The organism is Candidatus Hydrogenedens sp., from assembly GCA_035361075.1.
Lineage (GTDB): Bacteria > Hydrogenedentota > Hydrogenedentia > Hydrogenedentales > Hydrogenedentaceae > Hydrogenedens.
Genome location: DAOSBX010000016.1, coordinates 39,032 through 64,634, shown reverse-complemented (window position 1 = coordinate 64,634; position 25,603 = coordinate 39,032). Strand labels below are relative to the sequence as shown.

Sequence of the window (25,603 nt, the reverse complement as noted above, 5' to 3'; positions counted from 1 at the left end):
CAAAATGAAGTATAAAAAAATGGTGGGCGATACTGGACTTGAACCAGTGACCCCTTGCATGTCAAGCAAGTACTCTAACCACCTGAGCTAATCGCCCACGTCTATTTTGAAGTAATAAAATTATAACAGTTTGGTTCTTTATTTTCAAATTTTGTTTTTTAAGCAAGATGATTAAAATTATTAATGTAAGGGGTTTGTTTATTGTTATTTTGACGCTGTAGTAGCAGGTATCGCTTTTATGTTTTCTTTGTCAACAATGAAAGGATATTTGTTGTCTGGTAAAACTTTCATCTGTGTGCAAATGCTGAATGGATTGTCAAAGGAGCCTGGGAAACGAACTTCAATGTAGTAAGCAGTCCAGCCGTCTTTGGGGGGCTTTAATTTTGCTTTTGCCTTTTGTTTCCCTTTTATTGGCATACTTTCCCACTTGGAATTTCTAAAATCGCGATTATTGGAATCTGCTTTCCATAAATAGGCTGTCCCTTGAGGGTTATCCCATTTCACGGTAATGGTGTTATTTCTGGAAATGTTCCATGTTACTGTGGGGAAGGTTCCGTGGTTTTTAATAGTCATAAAGAATTCAGCTAACGTGGCAACTCCTGTGGGATGTATATCATGTCCAGTATTGGGTTGGTAACATAAATATTTTGGTGGGGGGAAGTCTGGGAAATACAGATTTGCGGAATCTACAGTCCAGTACGGGTCGTTTGTTCCGAGGATAATTAGTTTAGGCAATGTCATGGAATTACGATAACTATAAGGGTCAACAATACTTAGAAGTTGTTCACCTTTTGGAGTGTGCATTCTTTGGGGAATTTTTAATCGGGTGTAATCTTCAATTTCACTACTGAATGTACCATAACATTCGAGTTGGTGTAACATTTGTTGTTTCATATTAAGGACATCAATAACTACGGGAGCAATGGCTACTACTCGTGGGTCACCAGTTGCGGAAGTTAACCATGTTGTCCATCCTCTTTTTGAACCACCAGTAAGGATGAAACGTTTTATTTCATGGTTGTCGCTATTTTTTTGGACTGCCTGGATTGTGTCCATAGCACGGACTGCACTTTTGACCATTGGAAGGAGAAGAGGCCAATCATCACCTTCACCATTGAGATATTTATCATAGGTGTAAGAAATAATTTCATCTTCATTTCTTCCGTCGAACAAGGGTTGGTTCGGTACTTGAAAGAGAACTGCAATGATAGAGGAGGTTTTTTTAGCGACCATTGAGGCAATTTTTACTTCCATAGAATTTAATCGTGGCTCTTTTTGGTTATTTGAACCGCCATTGATGATTAGCATAGCAATATCTGAATTTTTTGAGTCTGGTGGACAAAGTAGAATGAGCCAATGTGTCCAGACTATATTTTGCCAAGTTTGGGAAGTAAGTTGTATGATTTTTGCCTGACAACCTTCAATCTCTTTTACTTCGATGATTTCATATTTATATGATGGGTCAGGCTTTGAGACGTAACTTTTTAGGTCTCCATAAGAGATTAATGAAGTAGCCAGAAAAACTATTAAAACAGAGATAGTAGTAGTGATGTAAATCTGTCGATTTGTCATAGCAGTTCTCCTTCGGTTAATCTTTTAATGAATTAATGTAAGTATTAATAGAGACTTATATGAATAAGAAATAGTTTCTATTTATTGGGAAGAATATCTTGGGGTAAAATATTTTCTTTTCGTAACCGACCTGGGGTAATGCCGTCTTGTTCGATGCTTTTCCGAATTCGGAGGTAGGATTCATAACGAATAAGGGGTATTTCTTTGTTCTTTACGGCTTCACGTACAGCACATTCTGGCTCATGGGTATGTGAACAATCATTAAAGCGACAGGAATCGGCGTACTGGGATATTTCGGGGAAGTAATAGTCAAGAGAGGCAGGGTCAATATTCCAAAATCCGAGGGACCGTATTCCTGGGGTGTCAATTAATTTTCCGCCATTAGGGAGATGGTATAATTTGGTTGATGTTGTGGCATGTTTCCCTTTTTCTGTTTTTTTGCTTATTTCGAGGGTTATCGCATCTACTTCAGGACAAATACACTTCAATAATGAAGTTTTTCCTACACCGCTATGTCCAGATAAGACGCCTGTTTTGTTTTCTAATAAACGGACAATCTCTTCTATACCTTGTTTTGTAACACAACTGGTAAAAATAATTTTTAACCCTAAATTTTTGTAAACATCGATTTCTTCTGGCAAAGTATTGGCGAGGTCAATTTTGTTTATCACAAGGATAGGCTCAACCTTTCCATTTTCAGCAACGATAAGGAATCGGTCAATAAGCCCAGGTTTAAATGTAGGTTGTTTTATGGATGCGACAATAAACAAGATGTCTACGTTAGCGGCAATGACCTGTTCTGGTGGACCTTCTCGGTCTACGGAAAGTCGGCTTAATTTTGATTTTCGAGGGGCAATCCCACGAATAATAGCTTCCCCGTTGTCTTCAAATTCCACCAAAACGCGGTCACCTGGGGCGATAAGACTTGAATCTTTCTCTTTCAAGCGTTCATCTATTTTACATAACGTTTCTTCCGTTCCATTGGCTAAGTCTAAAAAAACAAAAGCCCATTTTTTCGAATGGGACGTTACTGTTGCATTCGGTTCAAAGTCTTGAGGAAGATTTATTTCGGGTTGATTGTCTGGAAGATGCACAGTGGCTTTTCTAAGGCGGAATGAGTCCTTTGAAAATGAGTCATCATAACGGTCTTCCCAGTTTTTTATTCGTGTTTCAGACCTTTTCCTTTTCTCTAATTTTTTCTTTTTCACTTTAAATTTCCTATTGGTAGTATATTTTTGGATTTGGATAATATTATACAGTCATTGTTGTTCCTTAAGACAATGAATACGTATAAATAGAAATGAAAGAAAATTATCAGGAATAGATGATTTTATTGGGTAGTTATGAAAAGTAAGAGTTATTTAAATGTATTTATTTTTTTTGCGATGATTATAAATTGGTGTTTTAGGATTTGTTGATTTTTTTATGTATTGACATTCTTTTTTGGTGCAGGTGGTTTGGATATACACATTTCATTTTGCAATTAGGGATATTGGCGAGTTGTCCATCTGGTAAGGGTTTTTGAATTATTTTCTCTAATGTCCATGATTTTAATGTATATATTAAGGATGAACGTACTTGATACATTGCTTTGTGAAATGCACAAACATGGTCTAAGTCATCGGTGTCTTTGCAGTAATCACCTAAAATTTTACCTTCACAAGTTTCGACAATTTCGAGTAGTGTAATCTGATCGGGGGGGACACTTAACATAAACCCACCAGAGGGGCCGCGATGTGCATTTAAAAACCTGGCTTTTGTTAGAAGGGTCATGATTTTGGATAGGTAGGACGTCGATACAGGTATATACTTAGTAAGTTCGATATGGGATACAGGTTTCTCTTTCTGGTGAATTGCGATATATGCTAAGGCTTGTATGGCTGTAATTGTAGTTTTGCTAAACATAATATATATCCTGTATTTAAATTTTTGTTTAGGGAAGGTCTCTCAACGGTGGAGACCTTCCCCGATTTCATTTTATAATACTTTTTGGAGTATTTGCTTTACATCTTCGCTGGCGTTAGCACCAATCGGCTTTAAGTCGTATTTTTCTTGTAACATTTTCAATACATTTGGTGTGATAAAAGCAGGTAGGGCAGGACCTAATCGGATGCCTTTTATGCCTAAGGATAATAAAGTTAATAATACAGCAACTGCTTTTTGTTCGAACCAACTAACAACAAGAGTTAGTGGCAAATCATTTACACTGCAATTAAAGACTTTTGCAAGGGCAAGAGCGGTTTGAATGGCTCCATAAGAGTCGTTGCATTGTCCCATATCTAATAATCTTGGGATACCTTCTACTTCTCCATAGTCGTAATTGCGGATACGATATTTTCCACAACCTAATGTAAGAATAAGGGATTCTTTAGGGGTATTTTGTGCAAACTCGGCGAAATAGTTGCGACCAGGTTCTGCACCGTCGCAACCGCCAATAAGGAATATATGTTTAATTTTACCTGCTTTTATAAGGTCGATTAATTTGTCTGCAATGGAGAGGATATATGTCCAATGGAAGCCAACCGTGCTTTCCTTTATTTCAGTTGGTTGAAGAGGACCTATTTCAAGTGCTTTTTTTATCACGGTGGAGAAGTCTCCGTCATTAAGACGAGGGGCACCTGGAACACCTGTGCAATGAAGTGTAAATAATCGGTCAAGATAGGTATTATGACTTGTAGGAATAAGCACACAGTTTGTAGTGACAACTATGGGACCGCCGAATCTTTCAAATTCTTTCCGTTGAAGTTGCCATGCACCGCCGTAATGACCAGCAAAATGGGGGTATTCTCGTAATTTTGGATACATGTGGGCTGGTAACATTTCACCATGAGTATATACTTTAATTCCAGTGCCCTTTGTTTGTTCCAATAATTGTTTCAAATCTAATAAGTCGTGTCCTGTGATCAGAATTCCAGGACCTTCTTGGATACCTTCTTTTACTTTTGTTGGTGATGGTGTGCCGAAAGTTTCGACATGGGCATCATTGAGAAGTTGCATTGTTTTTAAGTTCATTTGCCCACATTCAAGAACTAATTCAAGAAGGTGTTGCATATCGAAATTAACGTTGGTCATTGTTGCAAATAGAGCCCTTTCGATAAATTCTTCAATTTCAGGGTCTGTTTTACCTAAGCGACGTGCATGATGCTTATATGCGGACATTCCTTTTAAGCCATACAGTAAAGTTTTTTGTAAGGATTCCATATCAGCATCCTTACCACAGACACCTTTTACAGTACAACCAGTACCGTTGAAGGTTTGTTCACATTGGTCGCAAAACATGTTAGACATAATTTTTTCTCCTACATTTAAAGGTTAAACTTACAGACAAAATATATATTATAGATATATTATATCTAAAATATATACAATTGTCAAATTGAGTTGGAGAAAATTATTTATAAAGAGAACACCTAATTTAATAAATGAGATATAAAAATTTTTTTGGGAATATTGGCAGAGTACTTTATGTTATGTAAAACGAAATTTCAAACAAGTAACTTAAAAAACAAGATAAAGGAGAAAACAATGAGTACTTCACGTAGAGAATTTTTGTTAGCAAGCAGTTCAATAATAACTGCCAGTTCGATTATTGGAGCCCCAGTATTTGCTCAGACAGGGAACGGGAGTCGAGAGCATAAACTTCCAGAATTACCGTATGCATATGATGCATTGGAGCCGTATATTGATGCGAGGACAATGGAATTGCACCATTCAAAACATCATGCGGGGTATGTTAAGGGGCTAAATACAGCAGAAAAGGCTCTTGAGGAGGCAAGGGCAAAGAATGATTTTACATTGATTCAACATTGGTCTAAGCAGGCAGCGTTCCATGGAGGTGGACATTTTCTTCACAGTATGTTCTGGAAGGTTATGGCTTCGCCGGGAAATGGTGGAGGTGGAAAACCTTCTGGTGAACTTCTGGAATTGATTGAGCGTGATTTTGGTTCATATGATGCCTTTCAGAATCAATTTTCTTCTGCGGCGAATGCGGTAGAAGGTGGTGGATGGGCGTTGTTACATTATCGACCTGCGGATGGACGACTTATTGTTCTTCAAGCAGAGAATCAGCATAAACTGACATCATGGGGCACATTTCCTATTTTAGGAATTGATGTTTGGGAGCATGCCTATTATTTGAAGTACCAAAATAACCGTGCTGAATATGTGAAGGCTTGGTGGAATGTTGTGAATTGGAGTCAAGTACAAAAAAATCTTGAGGCTTTGAAAGGATTGGCATTGTAAGATTGTCTGTTTGGTTGAAAAAACATTAAGCCCATCTTTTAGTTAAAGATGGGCTTAATATTTTTATGAGATATTTAGTTTAGTTCTATAGGGTTTGTATATACCCATGGGACCCATTTGTCGTTTATTTTAAGTTGTGCTTCGACACGATATTTTCCTTTTTCTGTAGGTTGCCAGGAAAAATCTCTGCCTTCATGTTCTTGAACGGGAACACCATGCCGATAGATGATAAATTTGCAAGGTACTGGTGACGCCATTTTTAAGATTGTGTTTGATGTTAAAGGTAATGTTTCACCAAATACCGCTTTCATGTTGTTATCCTCAGCAAAGAACACAAAACCTTTGGTGTCAACAAGCATATCAAAGCCAACAAACACTCTACCTTCTTTTAGTGCTTCAAGGATAGATTGTTCTGACAATTCTTTTGCTAAGATATGAGTAGCAACATATCGAACCATTGTTGGGTACGGATCTAATTGAATATGGAATAAAGTTTTGCCTGGTTCCAATTTTCCGAAGAGCATACGTAATAGGAGACGAGAGAAGAAATTTAATTTATATTCGCCTATTTTGTGAGGGCTTGTGTCTTCTATATATAGAGTTCCTTGAGGAGTTATTTTTCCAACAAAACCTGTGTTTTGATGGCAATCGTTTGCTGAAATTCCTACAATTTTCCGACTAATGTTCATTTCATCCCACCGTTGAATCACTTCGGTAAGGGGACTAAAAATGCTTCGTAGCAATTGTTCATGATATTTGTTGAGATTTAGAATGATATCGGGTACGAGTTGATATATTAAGAATTTTTTATCAAGACTTTTGAAGTTTGTATGTATGTTGTAAATTTCCATTCCGTTTAGTTGGGGAAGATTCCATTCACGTGGTTCTTCGGAATGAGCGAAGAAAAGTAAACCTCCTTTTTCATTAATTTCTTTGGCAAGTGATTCTGGATCTTTTTTGCAGTCAAGTACAGTATCAGGAGGAAGTCCCCAGGGCATGAATCCATAATTCATTTCAAAACCAGGGATAAAGATGACGCCATCATGTTCACCTCGCCATTGCTTTGAATAATCAGCTTTGCCGTTATCACAGTGGTCAGATAAACAGATAAATTGTCGGTGTTCTTGTTTTAACGCTGATAATATTTCAGGGAATGGAACCATACTGTCATGCGACAGTTCGGAATGGCTATGACAGACACCAGCGTAATCATTCCAACCGTCGTCATATACAGGTTGTTGATATTGTTTCCGCAATTCTTCCCATGCTTTCTTTTCACGTGGGAAATCTATAAACCTATGATGAATAGCAGTTCGAAAGAGGTATAAAAATCCAATTAAAATAAGGACTATAATGATTGATATACTATATAAAGTCCATTTAATAGTTTTTTTGATGATAGAAGGATAGTTCATTGGAAATTCCTTTGAAGGTTTATAATGATTATATAGAGGTTATTTTCCGAAGTTGTGAAATAGTATATCATAAGTGTTAACCTTTTATGAAAAGGAGATATGTATGAAACATAAAGGACATTTTATCTATGAATATCCAAGACCTGCGGTAACTGTGGACGCAGTAGTGTTTCGAAAACGAGATACGGATTGGGAAGTATTATTAGTTAAACGTGTTAATTCTCCTTTTGAAGGTTATTGGGCGTTGCCTGGGGGTTTTGTGGACGAGGAAGAGACGTTAGAACAGGCTGTTGAGAGAGAACTTTTTGAAGAGACAGGTTTGAAAGGAGTGAAGTTATCACAACTAAAGGCATTTAGTAATCCAAGACGAGACCCAAGAGGTAGAACGATAAGTATTGCATTTGTAGGGGTACTCGGAAAAACAGATATGGCTGTGCGTCCGTCAGATGATGCAGGAGATGTTAATTGGTTTGTATTGGATGAACTTCCAGATTTGGCGTTTGACCATGCCGAGATTATTGATTGTGCTGAAGAATGGTTACAGAAAGAGGTTCTATCTGAGAGGAAATAGCGATTTTGGTTTATTATTAAGTGGAAGAATAGATATATGGACACATTCGATATTGCACCGTGGTTTGAGAGAAAGAATCTTGCATTGTTAACGGATTTGTATCAATTAACAATGATGGCAGGATATTTTAAAGAAGGTCGGGGGCAAATTCCGGTGACATTTGATTACTTTTTCCGTAGTTTGCCACCTCATTCGGGTTTTGCTATTTTTACGGGTTTAGAATCGTTTTTACTATATTTAAAAAATTTGAAGTTTACGAAAGATGATATAGATTACTTACGAAGCCTTAAATTGTTTGATGAAGATTTTTTGGCATTTTTAAAAGAGTTTAGGGTGCACTTAAAGATAACATCCGTTCCGGAGGGAACGCTTGTTTTTCCATTTGAGCCTATTGTTCAAGTAGAAGGACCGTTATTAGAAGCACAATTGGTGGAAACAGCCCTTTTAAATTTTTTGAATTATCAAACACTAATCGCGAGCAAATCTGCCCGTGTTTGTTTGTCAGCGGAGCCTGATCCAGTGATTGAGTTTGGACTGCGTAGGGCACATGGACCGGATGGGGGTACGATTGCTTCGCGTTCTGCGTATATTGGGGGATGTGTTGCGAGTTCAAATGTAATGGCAGGGAAGATATATGGCATTCCAGTAACGGGTACTCATGCACATAGTTGGGTGATGAGTTATCAATCAGAGTTGGAGGCATTTCGTGCTTTTGCCCGTCTCTATCCGCAAAGGTGTGTGCTATTGGTCGATACGTATGACCCGATAAAAAGTGGTATTCCTAACGCAATACAGGTGTTTAAAGAATTACGTGAACAAGGGTTCGATGTAAAGCCTGCTATTCGAATTGATTCGGGTGATTTAGCGAGGATAAGCAAGGTTGCATATAAAATGATGTTGGAAGCGGGTTTTGAAAATCCTACTATTATAGGTTCAAATGACCTTAATGAGGATTTGATAGCGGATTTAAGGAGACAGGGGGCGAGGATTAATGCGTGGGGTGTAGGAACCCATTTAATTACTTCTTATGATTGTCCAGCTTTAAATGGTGTGTATAAACTTGTGGCTGTTTTAAGGGAAGGAGCATGGGAGTCTCGGATAAAAATAACAGGGAATATTGAAAAAAGTACAGACCCTGGAAGAAAAGTTCCTGTTAGGTATTATAATGAGGATGGGTATTTACTAGGCGATGTTATGTATTTGGAAGGAGAAGATTATCCGAAGGGTGGAACAGTAGATGCACGGTCAAGACTTTTTCCACATATTGGACAGAAGATAGAAGGAATATATTATGCTGAACCGTTATTGAAGGAGGTATTCCGAGACGGCGAGATTATTATACCGCTGGATTCTGTTCATGTTATTAGGGAGAGAGTTAGAAAGCAAATGCAAGCACTCCCTGAGGAATATAAACGACTTCGGAATCCCGAAGTATATCGAGTTCTTCTTTCTAAACAATTAGGTGAATTAAAGAATCACTTGTGGCAAAATCCTGAAGCAGGTGTTGTTTTACAATAGGAGACCGGATATGAGATTAATTCGTGTTGCAACCGCTTCTGTATCGGTTAAAGTTGGTGATTTTAAGAGGAATGCGGATACGTTATGTGAAGTTATCGAAACTGCTAAAAAGGAAGGTGTTCATTTGCTTGTTACGCCGGAGTTGGCGGTAAGCGGGTATAGTTTGGAAGACCGTTTATTCTGGGATGAAATTGTAGTACGGAGTTGGGATGAGCTAAAAAGGGTTGCAGAGCATACCAGAGGGATAGGTGTTTTCGTGGGTTTGCCTGTGAAGAAGGAATCGCATTTATTTAATGCAGGTGCTTTTTTATGTGATGGTTTGATACATGGATTTGTGCTGAAGAAATATTTGCCGACATATCAAGTATTTTATGAGGCGAGGTATTGGTCTTCGTGGGATTCAGGAATTACAGAAATTTATGATTTGCCTGCTGGGGATTTAATTTTTGAATTACCTTTTGGAAAAGTTTCTGCTGAAATTTGTGAAGATGTATGGTCATCATATTCTCCGTCTGTGGATCGTGCTATTCATGGTGCGGAAATTATTTGTAATTTGAGTGCATCTCCTTTTAATCCGCTGAAGAACCAATTGAGGAAGCAGTTAATACTTGCAAATGCAATGCGACTAAAAGTGATATATATTTATTCTAATTTGTTAGGCTGTGATAATAGCCGTCTTGTTTTTGATGGGGGAGGTATAATTGCTACTCCTGAGGGGCATGTGGTCGAGGGGGCTATTTTATCGAATCGGAGATGGGTTTTAACATCAACTGTTATAGATTTGGATGAAGTTACACGAGTTCGTAAAGAGAATTCAACATGGAAAATGGAATCCCTTCAATATGAGAAGCAAGGGGAGTCAAAGAAGGTTATTGTAGGATTATCTCAATATAAACCGTCTCCTTTAAAAGAATGGGTTAAGGAATTGCCGAAAAGTTTTTATGTTATAGAAAAAGCAGAAGAGGATGACAAATCAATAAGTAATAATTATTTTGAGCAATTGTATAAGGCGTTATCATTAGGATTGCGGGATTATTATGAGAAGGTAGGCATATTTGAAACGTTTTTGGTCGCTCTTTCAGGGGGTAGAGATAGTGCATTATGTTTGCTTCTTGCTGTTGAGGCGGGAAAGAATTTAAATGAAGGTAAACATCCAGAGAAGTATAGAGAGAAGGTTGCGTGTATTTATTTGCCACATAAAGAATATAGTAGCACAGCAACAAGGGAATCCGCAGAAGCGTTAGCTAAGGAATTAGAAGTGCCATTTAAGTTGGTTTCTATTCATGAGGAGGCGGAGATAGCCCTTAAAAAGGCGGAAGAAATTGTAGGTTCTGGTAAGAATATCAAACCGTTAACACGACAGAATCTTCAAGCGCGTATTCGTGGTGCTATGATGCTTAATTGGGCTAATAATGTGAATGGGTTATTATTGGTTACATCTAATTTAAGTGAGTCGGCGGTGGGATATACCACAACGGGTGGAGATAACGAAGGAGGATTTTCTCCAATTGCAAACGTGCCAAAGACGGTTATATCTTCACTACTTGAGTATCTTGCGGAGACAAGAGGCATTAAGTCATTAGAAAAAATTCTTAAGATTCCACCGACGGCAGAATTAGCCCCAAATCAGACAGATGAGGGTGACCTTATGCCGTATAGGGTTTTAGATGAATTAATATATTTGTTTGCAAAGCAGAGATTCTCGCTTGTAGACTGTTGGCGGGTTATATGTATAAGATTTCCAGAATATACATCGGGACAATTGAAAAAATGGACAGAAGACTTTGCAAAGAGGTTTGTTGCAAATCAATGGAAACGTGACCAGCATCCCGTTTCATTAAAGGTGCTTGAACCTGATTTTGACCCCAAAACAGGATTTCGTTTTCCAGTTATTCAAAGTATTGATAGTGAGATTGAAGAACTTAAAAAGGCGAAGCTCTAATTTTTAGGTTTGAGGAACTTTACAGAGCCACCGAGTATGAATATTGGATAGCCCTTGCGTAGATTTAATGTTATAATTGCTTTTTTGTTGTATTCTGACATTGTTTCACCCATGAGATTTTGAATTTTTACAGGAGGGGAGATAATTCTGGCGGTTAAGTGTGTGTCTTCTTTTGTAGGCCAGAGGACAATGGTTTCACCTTGTTTAAATGCGATGATGTTATTTCCAAGATTATCACAATTGTTTATTTTATTATCAGGCAGTAAATTACATATATTAGCACATGCATGTAATGCAGGTTTGGGTGCAAAGTTATTTTTGATGATCCCGAAGTTGGATTCAAAATAAAATGGGTCATCACCATCATTTCGGAAATCATACCAGCTGATATTTTGAACGGCACCTGAAGCAATGGCTGATAGGTAAGAACGTGCCAGGAGTAATGCTTGTTCTCGTTCAGTTACACCGTTTTGCCATAGATGGCTACTCCATCCCATTTCAGTTATCCATACAGGGCGGTTTTGAACTTGATTTGCCACCCTTTTTAATTCGAATATAAATTTTTCTTCATCAAGAACTCTTCGATAAGGATGTATGGTTAGAATATCAAACGGAGTACCAGCTTTCATACAGAAATCTATAAAATTGAAATCAATTCCTGATGTAGAAATTGCAAGGACCTGTGCTGAAGGGTCAACTCTCTTGATGGTTTCATAACACCTTTTTACTAATTCTGGATAAAGTTCTTTGGGTCCCTGCCAGAAGAATATATTGGGTTCATTATAAATTTCCCAAAACTTAACTCTGTCCTTAAAATGCTCTACTGTAGCTTCAGTATAGCGAACGAAATCTTCAATCCCTTTGAGAGTATAGGGTTCTGTCCAGTTTGACCAATAACAAAGAATGCCATACACACTAATGCCATAATTTAATGCTGTATTTACAAGATTGTCATAATAATCAAATTGAAATTTTCCGGGTTCAGGTTCTATATGAGCCCACACAAAATCTTCTCTTGTCCATTTGATGCCTGCTCTGGAAGCAATTTCTGCGGATAATTCACGGCTTTTTTGGTCAGAACCGTAACGAAGTAAATATAATCCCATGCCCCATGGGGAATCTGGGGCTATTTTTCTATTAATTGGATAATCGAGGTTTCTGCAGTATGTTGTATTCACATTGAAACTTTGCAAATCGTTTCTTTCAAAAATCCAGTTTATTTCGATGACATTTTTTTCGATGGGAATGTGTGCTGGTATTTTTATATTTATAGGTTGAGCATTCGGGGGTAATGTTAGGTCTTGCGAATATGAGGAGATAATATTTTGTTCCCAATCTGTTAAATGGACAGTTAATTTGCCACAAACATTTTGAGGTAGAAGATTTATAAAAGTGCATGAAGAGAAAATGCTGTCTTTGTTGTTCTCCTCATTTTTGGGAATAAGAACACATTCTTGATTAGGCGTAATTTCTGTCTCACATTTGAAATCTAATATTTGTAGATGTAATATATCGCTTGGGCATGCTGATTTTCTTATTTCTAAACTTAAGAATCTTAGGGGTAGACGTACCCTGCCGTCGTTCTCACCAGAGTGAAAATTCCATCCCTCAGGGGGAGCATTGAATTCTATTATCTGTTCGCCAAAACGTAGAGGACCTATGCTTTTTTGGAAAAACTGAAAATGTGAAGCAAAAATAAAGTTTAATTCGCTTCCAGAAGAACTTGACCACAGATGTAGTATGAATTTTTTTGGTGAACCAAACAAAGATAAAGATGGATGGTTAAAGACAGCGATGTCCGTTTTAGAGAAATCTATTTCCCAATAAGGGTCTTTAAAGTTTGTATTTGAAAAGTAAAGAGGCGGATTGTCGGGTAAAAATTTTATGGGTTCATATTGTATTGTTTTCGATGGAGCATCTGCCAAACATATTTCACAGAGAGATAAAAATAGGAATAAGAAAAAAATAGTTATTTTTACTTTTATGCTTCTCATTCTTTGACCCTTTCTTTAAGAATATTAAAGGTTTTGATTACACTTTGATTCTAAGGTTATTTTATGTGTATCAATTTATAAGTTTCATTCAATAAGCGTGCTATAATGCGATTAATATAAATATAAAAGCAAAAATTTACTAATATGTTCTGCTAATTCATAATTAAACGATATTTAATTAAAAAATATACTTTAATTTAACCTACTATAACAAAATATCATATGTAAAGGCAGCTATATAGAAATTTAGGAATGCACTAAAAATATTAAATATTATGTGTAAAATAATAAATTTTTATTTTAAATTAATTTTGTAAAAATTTGTTATTTGCATTTTAAGAGAGAGGTGATATATAATTTGCGAACAATTATTGAGTTTATATAATTTTGTTAGTAAGGTATTTTTTAACTCCAAGGTGAGGAGTTATTTTATAAATGTGTTTTCATCCGTAAATGAAAGGAGTAAAAAATGATTTTGGCTGATTTAATTAATATTATTGTCGGCGTGGTGATAAAGTTTTTTGCCAGCTGGCTCACACAACAGCTTTTGTCTTTGTTTGGTGTTTCAAGTAGTTCATAAAAATAAACCATAGGAGGGTAAAATTATGGATTTTAATTTATTATTAAAACAAATTATTGTAAAAGTTGTGGAATATTTCACAGGATTAGTTACCAAAATATTGACAGGTTTCTTTTCTGGTTTAACGGGTAAAGAACCTGAAAAAGAGTAGTTTTTTTAAGGTAATATTATTATATGGCTTGTAGAGAAAATTTTCTACAAGCCATTTTTTAATGGGTATAAAAGTGAATAGAAGAACATTTTTAAAGAGTATATCTGTGTGTTTCCCTACTTTTTTGATAGGGACGAGAAACCTGTTATTTGCGGAAAGAAGTGGGGATGTAGAAAAAAAAGATTTGTTGGTATCGAATAAATCTATCTCAGGTCAATGGGGTAAATATCACGGTTTTAATTTGTTAAATTATTTTATGGTTCATGGAATGACGCCATTTAAGGAGGAAGAGTTTTTAGCAATACATAAATTGGGTTTTAACTTTGTTCGTTTGCCTATGGATTATCGTTGTTGGACAGAGGAGAATTCTCCCTATAATATTAAAGAGGAAGTATTGCAGGGGATAGATAAAGCGATAGAATTTGGTAAGAACTATGGGATTCATGTATGTTTAAATTTTCATCGGGCGCCAGGGTGGACTGTAGCAAAACCAGAGGAAAAATTAAATTTATGGGAGGAGGAAGAGGCGTTAAATCTATGTGCTTATCACTGGCGTATTTTTGCGGAAAGGTATAAGGATATTCCCTCCAATGAATTGAGTTTTAATCTTTTTAATGAACCAGGTAATGTGTCTGCTGAAAAACATAAAAAGGTGGTCGGTAAATTAATTGAAGAAATTCGTAAAGTAAATGAAACTCGACCTATTCATTGTGATGGTAGGTTATGGGGAGCATTTCCTCCTGTTGAACTGGCTGATTTTGGTATTGTTGCCAATTTACATATGTACCAACCTTTTACAATTACGCACTATAAGGCTTCTTGGGCTGGACAATGGGATGGGGTTCCAGTTCCTGATTATCCATATAAAGAAGGTGAGATTGTTTGGGATAAAGATAGATTAAGAGAGAAGATAATAAAGCCATGGAAATCTTTAGAAGAAAAAGGCATACCTATATTTGTAGGTGAATTTGGGGCATATAATAAGACACCTCATAAAGCGGTATTAAAATGGATGGAGGATTGCCTTTCTTTATTTCACGAGGCAGGATGGGGTTGGTCGTTATGGAATTTTATAGGTCCATTTGGTCCTGTTGATTCTGGAAGGGAAGATGTGCAGTATGAGGATTGGGAAGGACATAAGTTGGATAGACAAATGCTTAATTTATTACAAATAATATATGGAAATAAGAAGAAAGTCAAGTAGTTTGAGGAATGTTTTTAAGCGAAATAAAAATTAATATAAGAGGAAGGAAGGAGATGTTTTATTTCTTATATGTTAATAGGATAATATATCTGCCGTTCTTACTTTTTGCTCTCTTTTTTAATTTTTGTTTGTTTGCAGGTAGTGAAGAATTTTATAAAGGCAAATTAGATAGGCAATTTGATGTTTTTTTGCCTTTTTCCTTATCCCGTGCCAATGCCGAATTTAAATTTCAATGTAGAGACATAAATAATGTCAATGGTCATTTTTTCGTCAGAAAGTATTTCGGCATAAGCGAATTTGTGTTTTCTACAATGGACGGGATTCGTCAAGATTTTGTTATTTATGAAAGAATTTATGGAGAGGGACCTCTTAGGTTAAACTTGTTAACGTTAAATCAGAAAGTAGAAACCAATTCTGGAACAGTGGCTATTCTTAATTGTAAAAATACTATGTACTCAAGGCTTTATGTCTTTGATGTGTTTGGGCGTAAACTTCCTGCTAAGTTCGTTATGAATGATGATGCTGGTATGGTGAGTATTGAAATTGAGGACAATGAAGCTTGTTATCCATTGTATGTCGACCCTACTTACTTGGATGGAGATTGGGAATCTTTGAGTTCCAACTGGACTGATGGAGTTGTAACATCAATTGTGGCTGATACCAATGGTAACATTTATTGTGGAGGTAGTTTTACATCGATTAATAATATTCCTGCAAAGAGAGTGGCAAAATGGAATGGAACTCAATGGCAACAAATGGGGAATGGATTTGACGATGGTGCGGTAGAAAAGATGGTTTTAGGTCAGGGTGGAGTTATTTATGCAGGTGGGTCGTTTACTCGTTCTGGGACGACATACTTTAACCGTATTGCAAAGTGGACAGGTTCAAATTGGACGACTCTTGGAAATGGGTTTAACGATGTTGTTTATGCGGTTGCAGTAACGAGTGATGGTAGGTTGTTTGCAGGTGGTAAGTTTACACAATCAGGAGGGTCACCAGTTATGTATTTTAGTCGAATTGCTTTTTGGAATGGGTCAGTTTGGAGTGAGCCTTACTTTGGAGTAAGTGGAGGTAGCAACCCGAGTGTAACTGCTCTTGCTACAGATTCTAATGGGAATGTATATGTTGGAGGGGAGTTTCAAAGTGCAGGGAGCCTTTCTGTATCTAACATAGCTTATTGGGACGGGACTAATTGGCATGCAATGGGTAGTGGCGTGAATGGACCTGTAAATGCTTTAGCGGTAAGCTCAGCAGGTAAAGTTTATGCAGGTGGTAATTTTACAATTGCAGGGGGTGTAAGTGCTGGTAAAATCGCAGTCTGGGATGGTTCCATCTGGGAACCTTTAAATGGAGGTATCAACGGGATTGTATATTCAATTGTTACCCCATCAGAGGGTTCTATTTTCGTGGGTGGAGATTTTACCTTTGCAGGAGGGAGTATCCCATCGAATTCGTTGGCATGGTGGTATGACAGTGATTGGCGTAGTATAACCTCTGGAGTAAGTGGAGGTTCTCATTATATAAAAGGTTTAGCAGTTGATTCTTCTGAAAATTTATATGTGGGCGGAAATTTTTATACTGTTGGTGGAATAGAGAGTTATAAAATAGGCAAACTCAAAAAACCACCCTCATATACAATTCATTATTTTACAGGGATAGGGGGTAGTATTTCTGGAGATGAAACGCAAATTATAATGCGGGGTGATAATGGAACAGAGGTTGTAGCAGTTCCTGATTCAGGTTATATTTTTGACCATTGGTCCGATGGAGTATTAACATCCAATAGAAGTGAATTAAATGTAACGGAGAGTAGAGATTATACAGCATATTTTATTTTAATAAGTGAAGGTATAAATGAGGGAGAAGGTATAACGGAAGGGGTTTCGGAAGGGGTCATTGAAGGAGAAGGTCTTGTTGAGGGGGAAGGGTTGGTAGAAGGTTCTCAAGAAGGAACTGTTGAAGGAGAAGGTGTCGTTGAAGGTTATTTAGAAGGAATGGTGGAGGGATTTTCAGAGGGGACCATGGAAGGCACATCAGAAGGAGTGATAGAAGGGGTAATGGAAGGGATTGTCGAAGGGGAAGGTCTTATAGAAGGCTTTCAAGAAGGAGTTGATGAGGGAGAAGGGTCAATGGAAGGTTATCATGAGGGAAATACTGAGGGACAAGAAGGGAATGTTGAAGGGGAAGGTTGTAATGAAGGAGAACCTATGCTTTCCGCATGGATTGAGGAAGGGGATTATATAAACAAGGTTGTAGGGGAAGATTGTGTCTTTTCAGTTCAGATAAAGGATGCACATGGACTTATCAATTATCAATGGTATTATTGTAAGGAGTTCAATTGTTCGTCTCCTGTAATATTCCATGATATTGCATCTCAGTCTTTAGTAATTGAACATGTAGAGGTGGAAGATTCTGGTTGGTATTGGTGTCAGGTATCCGATGATTTTTATGTCGTTGAGACACAAAAGGTTTATTTGAATGTTCACTATGGTTTAAGTGTGAATTTATTCTCTATCCCTTGTATACTCTTAGGGGGACTTTTGTTGGGTGTATACTTTATATCGAAAAGCCGAAAACAGGATTTAAAAAGGGATTGACAAAACAGTAGCTATATGTTAGCCATCACCGCACCGTAAGTAGATATTATTGCCACCAACCATATAATAATCCCGTAGGGATGGCCTGTTATCATAATTTCGCTCCTACGGAGCTTCATGGGATAGGCTATGCTTGATGGAATCATAATCTACCATAATTTCGCTCCTACGGAGCTTCATGGGATAGGCTATGTTTACCGTATTATCCAACCGTAGTCCTGTAGGGAAGAGCATGCGGTAGCCATTTTAGTAATTGAACATGTAGAGGTATATGTGTAAAAATTGAAGTATAACAAACAACTGAAACTGCGGCCGCGCCGCGAAAGGACGAATCATGAAGTACTTTATAACTATTATCTTTATATTAATAGTCGCACTTGATTTAAGTTGCCAGACTAGTAGTAAAATGACAGTTAGCTTATTTAACAAAGAGTTTCCCGTACTGCAGACAGGTACGGTGAAACTGCGTTACAGTGGCAGGAATCCGTGTGAACTTCCGCCGGTTTGGGGACCAGAGCTTGTGTTCATAGCTAAACCCATTCCAGTCAGTCAGATTAAAGCAGTTAAACAGCCAAAAGCTAGAATTAAAATTGCTCATTATAAAATTTTTCTAGACGACAACGAGGTTATTTGTATGCAACTAGATCAACCACTTGATCTTTATGAATTTACTTTACCTTACTTTGTTAAAGATGACTGTCAGGTTAAGAAACATAATTGTACATGGGGACCTTGGATTTACTGCGGAATGGATAAAAACCATCCCATTATTAGTCTCGGTCATAAGTCTGATGGTAATTCTATTGCCACTAGAATTAAGACCTTAAAAAAAATCGGCGTCATTGAGTGAAAACATTAGGAATAAAGGGCTCCCACTATTAAATGGGATCCGATTTTTTTATTAAATTTGGGTACATCTCGTACAATGGCAACTGGAAACGGCATAATTATTTTCTGTAATATAGCATGGCGTTTTGACGTTTTCTCGATCTTTTATATCTAAATGGATTAAGTAATTACAATATGAAGATTCTGGTTGGTATTGGTGTCAGGTATCCGATGATTTTTATGTCGTTGAGACACAAAAGGTTTATTTGAATGTTCACTATGGTTTAAGTGTGAATTTATTCTCTATCCCTTGTATACTCTTAGGGGGACTTTTGTTGGGTGTATACTTTATATCGAAAAGCCGAAAACAGGATTTAAAAAGGGATTGACAAAACAGTTTAATTATAGATGATAATAAATAAAACTTAGTATTATTTAGGGAGTTGTTAAATATGACAAATAGAGGTTTGTTAATTTTTCTGATTGGTTTTTTAATTCTGAATGTTTCATCTAATTCGGCTGAAAATGCTAATTTTTTGGATATAAGTAGGTTTAAAGTTTACCTTGCATGTGAGCCCGTTAATGAGGTTCAAGAAATTGTAATATCCATGTTAATAGAGGAAATAGCCCAGCGAACAGGTATAAAACTAAAAAGAGAGAACACGTTTGATAAAAATGGAAATTATATTATTCTTACAATGAAAGATTATTTAAAACATTCGGGGTTAAGGCAATATGTGAATGGATATTCCTATGATGAGATAGAACAGCAATTAAGGTCGGAAGGATTTGCTATTTTTACGAAAGAAAGTTCTAAACAACCACAAAATGTTTGGATTATAGGTAATGATAATAGAGGATTACTCTATGGTGTAGGAAAATTGCTTCGTATATTAAGATATTCACAGGGTTTTTTGAGTATATCAGTACCAATACAAATTGTGACCTCTCCAATTTCTCCGATTCGGGGACATCAATTAGGATATCGAGCACAGGCGAATTCATATGATGCTTGGGATTTAGCCCAATATGAAAAATATATTCGAGAATTAACGTTTTTTGGAGTTAATAGTATTGAAAATATACCGTTTCAAGATAACCGACCATCTCCACATTTTCGGCTTTCTCGTGATGAGATAAATAAAGGTTTAAGTCAAATATGTAAAAAATATGGTTTGGATTATTGGGTATGGACACCTGCAGACTTTGATTTAAGGGATGAGACCAAAAAGGCAGATTTAATTAGTAAGCATGAAGCGTTATATCGGGATTGTCCTGTATTAACAGGTGTGTTCTTCCCTGGTGGTGACCCTGGGGATAATCCACCTGAATTAGTTCTACCCTTTTTGGAGGAGTTATCGAAACGGCTTATGCCATTGCACCCGGAGGCAAAGATATGGTTATCCCTTCAAGGCTTTTCTCTTGAGCAAGCGAGGTATGTTTTTAACTATCTGAAAGATGAGAAACCGAAATGGCTTGGTGGTCTTTGTGAAGGTCCCTCCAGTCCACCAATAGCATATTTGCGACAGAATTTGCCAGCAGAGTATAAACTCAGAATGTATCCTGATATTACACATAATAAGTTATGTCAATACCCAGTACCTTGGTGGGATATCGCTTTTGCTTCTGTCCTGGGTAGAGAAGCCATTAATCCTCGGCCTGTCCAATATGCATACATTCACAACTGGTTTCAACCTTATTGTGATGGGTTTATTTCTTATTCAGATGGAATTCATGATGATGTAAATAAAATAATTTGGAGTGTATTAAGCTGGGATCCAGAGCAAAACGTTCGTGATATTCTCATTGAGTATGCAAATGTGTTTTTTGCAACAGATGTGGCAGTTGCTTCGGCAGATGGAATTTTAGCCCTGGAGAGGAACTGGCGAGGTAGTGTTGTTGATAATGGTGGCATTGAGGGGACGTTAAAATTATGGCAGGAATTGGAACAGCAATCACCTCAACTTAAAGAAAATTGGCGATGGCAAATGTGTTTGGTTCGTGCTTATTACGATGCATATATTCGAAGGAAACTTATTTATGAACAGGAATTGGAGCACAAAGCAAATCAAGTGTTATGCAATTCCAATAAGTTAGGCTCAGAACATACTATTCAAGAGGTATTAGCGATCCTGAATAGGGGTGTTACAGAATCGATCGCACAGGATTTAAAAGATAAGGTGATAATGTTGTATGACCAATTATTCCATAGTATCGGGCTTCAATCCAGTGTCGAGAAATATGGTGCGAGTGGTGGCGAACGTGGAGCCTCGCTTGACTATATAGATATACCGTTGAATAATCGGTGGTGGTTAGAGGATAGGCTTAGTGAAATACAGAAATTAAGTAATGAGAATGAAAAAATAACCCGATTAAAGGAGCTCGGAACATGGGAAGAACCAGGGTATGGTTCTTTTTATGATGATATTGGAAATACTGCAAAATCGCCTCATGTGAGACGTTGTGAAGCCCCATATACAAATCCTGCGGAAGAAGCATGGCCTGAACCTACCTTATGGTGGTTTGATAATGGTAAGAGCCGAAAACGCACCTCATGGTTAAGTTCGTTAGATAAAGGGGAAGTGTTGTATCAAGGGTTAGAACCGAATGGGGAGTATGTATTACGTATTTCAGGATATGGAAAACCCCAGATTGTGATTGACGGAAAGAAAATTTCTGATTCGGGGGAAGGTATGAAAGAATTGGGAGAATTGAAGGAGTATGTTGTCCCGAAAGAGTGTGTTTCAGATAGGGAAATTACAATACGATGGAGTCTACCCCCTGAAGATTTACGGAAGAATTGGAGGCAACAGTCAAGGATTTGTGAAATGTGGTTATTAAAACAATTGAACTGAAAGCTAATTTTAGGTATTAATAAAGTATGAAATAATGAATTCTGAATGAAAGGAGATATATATGGAGGAGTTAAAAAATTTATTTAAACAGACAAATGATGATTTGGATGATTACTTGATAATAACACCTACGACGGTTTTTATGTGGTTTGTAGGACTTTTTCTGATTGTTTTTGCAGCGGTTAATGAATTCTTTTAATTTTGGTTTTTGAGTTTCTATTGTAATCCGACAAGGAGGAAGGGTTCTTATTTATTACTTTATTAAGTTTTTAAATTGTTGTTGGATTTGTTGTCATTAAAGGTTCTTCTTAAATTTTATAACTATTATCTAATGAGGGTATCTTTGTAGTAAAAAAACGGAAGAAACAGTCATGGGGGTAGTATAACTCAAATTGAGATAGACATAGGGGAGAGGTTTTGTTTATCCACAAAAATTTGTTTAATATCGGTGAGTATTTTTTAGACATGAACAACACAAGAGAACCTAAGGTTTAAAAGATTAAGAGGAAAATGACACAGATTCTTAATATTAAAATAGCCAAGATTTTTTATAAATTTTTGTTATGAAATAGGAAATAAGTTGTAGTTATATATGGTTTTTTTGAAAGTAAGTAAACCAGGAAGAGAAAGGAATAAAAGAAGTGAAGAAGAGATTACTATACGTAGATTGCCTCAGAGGGTTTTTTATTGGGTACATTCTTTGGTTGCATGCTTTTAATGCAGTGGTTTATCAAAATAATCCGCAGTCTATTGAGAAAGCCAATCCATGGATTTTTATTATTTTTGCTCCGTTGATTATTTTGGCGACGTGGGCACCTATTTTTGTTTTATTATCTGGAACCGCTCATGCGTATACTATGCATCGGAGCTTGCTTAAGTATAAAGGAGTGACCAAAATTACTCCGGAATTAAATAGACTGCTTTTAGGAGGGTTAGTTAATTCATTTTTATTAATCTGTTTTTCTTTTATGAATATGATGTTCTTTCACCATCGTATGCCATTTAATGGCCGTTTTTATGAAACATTGATAACTGGGTTTATTCAAAAAGGTTCTTTCCCTGATTTTTCATTTGACATTTTGTTTTACACAGATGCGTTAGGGAATATCGGTATCAGTTTGTTTTTCCTTCATATTACCTTGTACGCTTTATGGCGTTCAGGAGAGCTCTTTGACCGTCGTTACACATTTCGTATTCTTACAGGAATAGCGTTGACATTGCTGTTTATTTCGCCGTCTATTCATAAGGGGTTGGATGGAGTATTTTACCAAGCCATTCAAGAAGAGAAATGGGGTCTTGCGTGGCTACTTAAGTTTTTGTTAGCTCCTTTACCCAATATGGCGTATGGCTATTTGGGGGCGGTATTTGGTATAGCCTTATCAGAACAGGTGTCATTAGATAAAATACGTGGTTATGGATATGGTTTAGGTGTTGCCTTTGTTTCGTTAGCGGTATGGCTTATGATTCAATACGGTTTGAAACCAATTGAATTTGCACAATCACCGTTGCCAATTAAAATCCACTTTCTGGATGTCGGTTTGATGCTCATTGTTTCAGCATTTTTAATAGGTGTTATGGAATACACAGATTCAGAGAGAAGGATGTGGTGGATGAAACATACAACGGCGATTCGTCGTATCAGTATGGTTGCGTTAACAATATTTTTATTGGAAGGACCTGTGGCAGTGAGTTTAGGGCGTGTTTATTTATGGGTTATAGGTTCACCTTCAGAATTTCCAAAACATCCATTGTATATTATTCCCTTCATTTTGCTTGTACTTCTTTTCTGGCATGGGGTCGTAATTGTATGGGAACGATTTGGTTTTAAGTATGGAGCGGAATGGCTATCTGTACTTATTGTTGGATGGGTAAAACGGCAGAAATCTGTTCGTTTAGACCCTGCTCAAACATTATACCTTCATCCAGAATTGCACCTAAAAGAATAGCCCTTAAAATATTCTTTGAAATTTGGAGGTTGTTTTAACGGAATAGTTAAGTTATTCTTCCTCGATGTCCAGTTCTTCATCTGGAGGTAAGGCATCTTCACCGAGTTCTGTATCGGCAAGGGTTTCATCCGGTGGCATTTCTTCATCAAGAGGTAGTTCTTCTTCCTCAAGAATCGGGACATCAGGAACACCACCAAAATCGTCTAATTCATCTTCCTGCCCATAACCTTCCGGAAATTCGATATCTACATCATCTTCACTTATTCGTGGCTTTCTACGTGTTTTTGGAGTGGAAATAATTTGGTCACTACTGATCCCAATTCGTTCAAGTTGAACATCACGGCAATGAGGACATTTAAAATTGAATTTTTGAGCCCCCCACTCTACAAATTTTTTTCCACAATTAGGACAATAATATTTAATAGTCGGCATAGAATTAAACTCTTTCCTGATGTTTGTTTCAATTTTCTAACAAATTATTTTTGTAAAGTAGCGAAAAGAATATCGCAACGGAGGGGTCATTTTCAACCTTGCAAAGGGGAAAATTTTTTTAAGAAATATCGTCTTACTTAAAAACCAAATTAAAATCATATTCTCCAGAGAATTTTTCCACGTATTGTACTTATTTTGTTTCATTAGTAGAAACGCTGGCGATATTATTTAACATATACAGTAGTGCCTGTATTAATGATTTATAGAGGTAATGTGTATTCCGTTTTACCACCTAACTCTGATGACTCTATTTATAAACAAATACCATACATCACAATGAGGCGATAGCCTAATCCTATTTTAATTTTTTGTGAGATAATTTTGGGTTGACAGTAGGGAAGAGGAAGAGGCTATAATTATATAGTGAAAATATTTTCACTATATAAGGAGATGCTTTATGGGAACGAGAATTCTTCATGTGGATATGGATTCCTTTTTCGTGTCAGTGGAACTGGTAGAGCATCCGGAATATCAAGGCAAGCCTGTGGCTGTAGTTACAAAGGTAGATAGTCCACGTGGTGTGGTATCTTCCGCTTCTTATGAAGCACGGTATTATGGAGTTACTGCGGGAATGTCGATTGGTGAAGTTCGGAGACGATGTCCAAATATTATTTTAATTGCTGGGGTTTACGAAAAGTATGTGTATGTTTCGGAGAAGGTAGTTTCATTATTGCATCAGTTTTCACCTTCTGTAGAAGTAGCATCCATAGATGAGTCTTTTTTAGATATTACGGGTTGTGTTGGATTATTCGGTTCAGAAGAGAGATTGGCACTGGGATTAAAAAAGGAGATTCATGAGAAATTAGGTTTACCATGTACCGTGGGGATTGCCTCGACATATATTGTTTCAAAAATTGCAGTTAAACAGAAGAAACCGAATGGATATTGTTCTGTGACATCGGGAAAGGAGTTGGAATTTCTTTCTCCGTTGCCTATAAGAAGTATTCCAGGGATAGGTTCTAATGCGGAGAAAATATTTCATTCCTTGGGAGTTTATACCGTAGGTCAGCTTCAAAAATTTTCTTTGGTACAGTTAGAACAGATTTTTGGAAAGCCTTATGCATATCATTTATTTCAATGGGCACGTGGGAGGGATGTGGAATGGTCTCCTCGTTTTGACATGCCGAGGGTTATTTCAAGAGAGATTACGTTTGAAAATGATTTGATTTACTGGAGAGAGATAACGCCCCGTGTTGTGCGATTGTTAGAAGCATGCACCTACGAGCTGAGGCAAAAAGGCATGGAAGCACGAAGGTTGACTTTGAAAGTGCGTTATGCCGATTTTATTACACCAACGTTTTCTTATTCCTTCTTTGAACCTACCTTTTCCGATGCAAAGTTTCTATCTGCATTATTTGTATTATTAACTAAGGCACAGACGCGGAAATACAGGGTGCGATTGGTCGGAGTCATGTTATCTGAATTACGACCTATAAATGAACAATTGGAACTTTTTTATTCTTCTGATGAGATAAAGGAAAAAAGACGATTAAGGAGTATTGATAAGATAAGGGAACGTTATGGATTTTCATCAATATGTCATGCTTCTGCTTTACAAGAATAAGACAAAAAAACAGTAAATTTGTAGATTGGAAGTAAATGTAAGATATCAGTGATTACATGTAGCTATATGTTTTCAGTATTATATCTCTGTCTTATTCATATTGTTCGTGGCACAAAATTTTTTTCTATATGT

The 25,603-nt window shown here is 36.9% G+C and carries 20 protein-coding genes and 1 tRNA gene; 12 read left to right on the top strand and 9 right to left on the bottom strand.

The window, feature by feature from the left end:
* Positions 1 to 20: 20 nt before the first annotated feature.
* The 5 genes from PLJ10_06825 to hcp all read right to left on the bottom strand — a co-directional run bounded on the left by PLJ10_06825 (position 21) and on the right by hcp (position 4,851).
* Positions 21 to 97: transfer RNA gene (locus PLJ10_06825), tRNA-Val, on the bottom strand.
* A 107-nt stretch (positions 98 to 204) separates the two neighbouring features.
* Entirely contained in the window at positions 205 to 1,572 is a 1,368-nt protein-coding gene (locus tag PLJ10_06820; GenBank protein HOK09359.1) for a PhoPQ-activated protein PqaA family protein, read from the bottom strand.
* Positions 1,573 to 1,649: 77 nt separating this feature from the next.
* The gene (gene rsgA, locus PLJ10_06815) at positions 1,650 to 2,780 is read right to left on the bottom strand and encodes a ribosome small subunit-dependent GTPase A (protein ID HOK09358.1); all 1,131 of its coding nucleotides are present in this window, start codon (positions 2,778 to 2,780) and stop codon (positions 1,650 to 1,652) included.
* 196 nt (positions 2,781 to 2,976) lie between these two features.
* A complete protein-coding gene (locus tag PLJ10_06810) occupies positions 2,977 to 3,477 on the bottom strand; it encodes an Rrf2 family transcriptional regulator (GenBank protein ID HOK09357.1) in 501 nt (166 codons plus the stop codon).
* A gap of 72 nt (positions 3,478 to 3,549) precedes the next feature.
* Positions 3,550 to 4,851 (bottom strand): hydroxylamine reductase, encoded by a 1,302-nt coding sequence (gene hcp, locus PLJ10_06805; protein ID HOK09356.1) that lies wholly within the window; start codon positions 4,849 to 4,851, stop codon positions 3,550 to 3,552.
* A gap of 246 nt (positions 4,852 to 5,097) precedes the next feature.
* Between hcp and PLJ10_06800 the strand changes: the two genes are divergently transcribed.
* Positions 5,098 to 5,814 (top strand): superoxide dismutase, encoded by a 717-nt coding sequence (locus PLJ10_06800; GenBank protein ID HOK09355.1) that lies wholly within the window; start codon positions 5,098 to 5,100, stop codon positions 5,812 to 5,814.
* 74 nt (positions 5,815 to 5,888) lie between these two features.
* Here the strand turns inward: PLJ10_06800 and PLJ10_06795 are convergent, their stop codons facing one another.
* Positions 5,889 to 7,229 carry a hypothetical protein gene (locus PLJ10_06795; protein ID HOK09354.1) on the bottom strand — a complete coding sequence of 447 codons (1,341 nt, stop codon included), beginning with the start codon at positions 7,227 to 7,229 and terminating at the stop codon, positions 5,889 to 5,891.
* Between the two features lie 103 nt (positions 7,230 to 7,332).
* Between PLJ10_06795 and PLJ10_06790 the strand changes: the two genes are divergently transcribed.
* The 3 genes from PLJ10_06790 to nadE are packed head-to-tail and all read left to right on the top strand — an operon-like array spanning position 7,333 to position 11,260.
* Positions 7,333 to 7,800, top strand: a complete 468-nt coding sequence (locus PLJ10_06790) for an NUDIX hydrolase (GenBank protein ID HOK09353.1) — start codon at positions 7,333 to 7,335, stop codon at positions 7,798 to 7,800.
* Between the two features lie 36 nt (positions 7,801 to 7,836).
* Positions 7,837 to 9,318 carry a nicotinate phosphoribosyltransferase gene (locus tag PLJ10_06785; protein HOK09352.1) on the top strand — a complete coding sequence of 494 codons (1,482 nt, stop codon included), beginning with the start codon at positions 7,837 to 7,839 and terminating at the stop codon, positions 9,316 to 9,318.
* Between the two features lie 10 nt (positions 9,319 to 9,328).
* Entirely contained in the window at positions 9,329 to 11,260 is a 1,932-nt protein-coding gene (gene nadE, locus PLJ10_06780) for an NAD(+) synthase (protein ID HOK09351.1), read from the top strand.
* On the opposite strand, the gene PLJ10_06775 is transcribed toward nadE, so the two are convergent.
* Positions 11,257 to 13,254, bottom strand: a complete 1,998-nt coding sequence (locus PLJ10_06775) for a family 1 glycosylhydrolase (GenBank protein ID HOK09350.1) — start codon at positions 13,252 to 13,254, stop codon at positions 11,257 to 11,259. The two genes, nadE and PLJ10_06775, sit on opposite strands and share 4 nt — an antisense overlap.
* A gap of 605 nt (positions 13,255 to 13,859) precedes the next feature.
* Between PLJ10_06775 and PLJ10_06770 the strand changes: the two genes are divergently transcribed.
* The 3 genes from PLJ10_06770 (at position 13,860) to PLJ10_06760 (ending at position 17,786) form a co-directional block, all read left to right on the top strand.
* Positions 13,860 to 13,985 (top strand): hypothetical protein, encoded by a 126-nt coding sequence (locus tag PLJ10_06770; GenBank protein HOK09349.1) that lies wholly within the window; start codon positions 13,860 to 13,862, stop codon positions 13,983 to 13,985.
* 73 nt (positions 13,986 to 14,058) lie between these two features.
* A complete protein-coding gene (locus PLJ10_06765; GenBank protein ID HOK09348.1) occupies positions 14,059 to 15,189 on the top strand; it encodes a cellulase family glycosylhydrolase in 1,131 nt (376 codons plus the stop codon).
* Between the two features lie 53 nt (positions 15,190 to 15,242).
* The gene (locus PLJ10_06760) at positions 15,243 to 17,786 is read left to right on the top strand and encodes a hypothetical protein (protein HOK09347.1); all 2,544 of its coding nucleotides are present in this window, start codon (positions 15,243 to 15,245) and stop codon (positions 17,784 to 17,786) included.
* Between the two features lie 11 nt (positions 17,787 to 17,797).
* Here PLJ10_06760 and PLJ10_06755 read toward each other — a convergent pair whose 3' ends face one another.
* On the bottom strand, positions 17,798 to 17,932 hold the full coding sequence (locus PLJ10_06755) for a hypothetical protein (protein HOK09346.1): 135 nt from the start codon (positions 17,930 to 17,932) through the stop codon (positions 17,798 to 17,800).
* A 188-nt stretch (positions 17,933 to 18,120) separates the two neighbouring features.
* Here PLJ10_06755 and PLJ10_06750 point away from each other — a divergent pair, with 188 nt between their 5' ends.
* The 4 genes from PLJ10_06750 (at position 18,121) to PLJ10_06735 (ending at position 23,415) form a co-directional block, all read left to right on the top strand.
* Complete coding sequence (locus PLJ10_06750; protein HOK09345.1) at positions 18,121 to 18,636, top strand: hypothetical protein; 516 nt, start codon at positions 18,121 to 18,123, stop codon at positions 18,634 to 18,636.
* Positions 18,637 to 19,066: 430 nt separating this feature from the next.
* Positions 19,067 to 21,469 carry a hypothetical protein gene (locus tag PLJ10_06745; GenBank protein HOK09344.1) on the top strand — a complete coding sequence of 801 codons (2,403 nt, stop codon included), beginning with the start codon at positions 19,067 to 19,069 and terminating at the stop codon, positions 21,467 to 21,469.
* A gap of 61 nt (positions 21,470 to 21,530) precedes the next feature.
* The gene (locus PLJ10_06740; protein HOK09343.1) at positions 21,531 to 21,668 is read left to right on the top strand and encodes a hypothetical protein; all 138 of its coding nucleotides are present in this window, start codon (positions 21,531 to 21,533) and stop codon (positions 21,666 to 21,668) included.
* Positions 21,669 to 22,110: 442 nt separating this feature from the next.
* Complete coding sequence (locus tag PLJ10_06735; protein ID HOK09342.1) at positions 22,111 to 23,415, top strand: hypothetical protein; 1,305 nt, start codon at positions 22,111 to 22,113, stop codon at positions 23,413 to 23,415.
* Positions 23,416 to 23,466: 51 nt separating this feature from the next.
* On the opposite strand, the gene PLJ10_06730 is transcribed toward PLJ10_06735, so the two are convergent.
* Positions 23,467 to 23,847, bottom strand: a complete 381-nt coding sequence (locus tag PLJ10_06730) for a hypothetical protein (GenBank protein HOK09341.1) — start codon at positions 23,845 to 23,847, stop codon at positions 23,467 to 23,469.
* Between the two features lie 457 nt (positions 23,848 to 24,304).
* Between PLJ10_06730 and dinB the strand changes: the two genes are divergently transcribed.
* The gene (gene dinB / locus PLJ10_06725) at positions 24,305 to 25,471 is read left to right on the top strand and encodes a DNA polymerase IV (protein ID HOK09340.1); all 1,167 of its coding nucleotides are present in this window, start codon (positions 24,305 to 24,307) and stop codon (positions 25,469 to 25,471) included.
* The last annotated feature ends 132 nt before the right edge of the window (positions 25,472 to 25,603 follow it).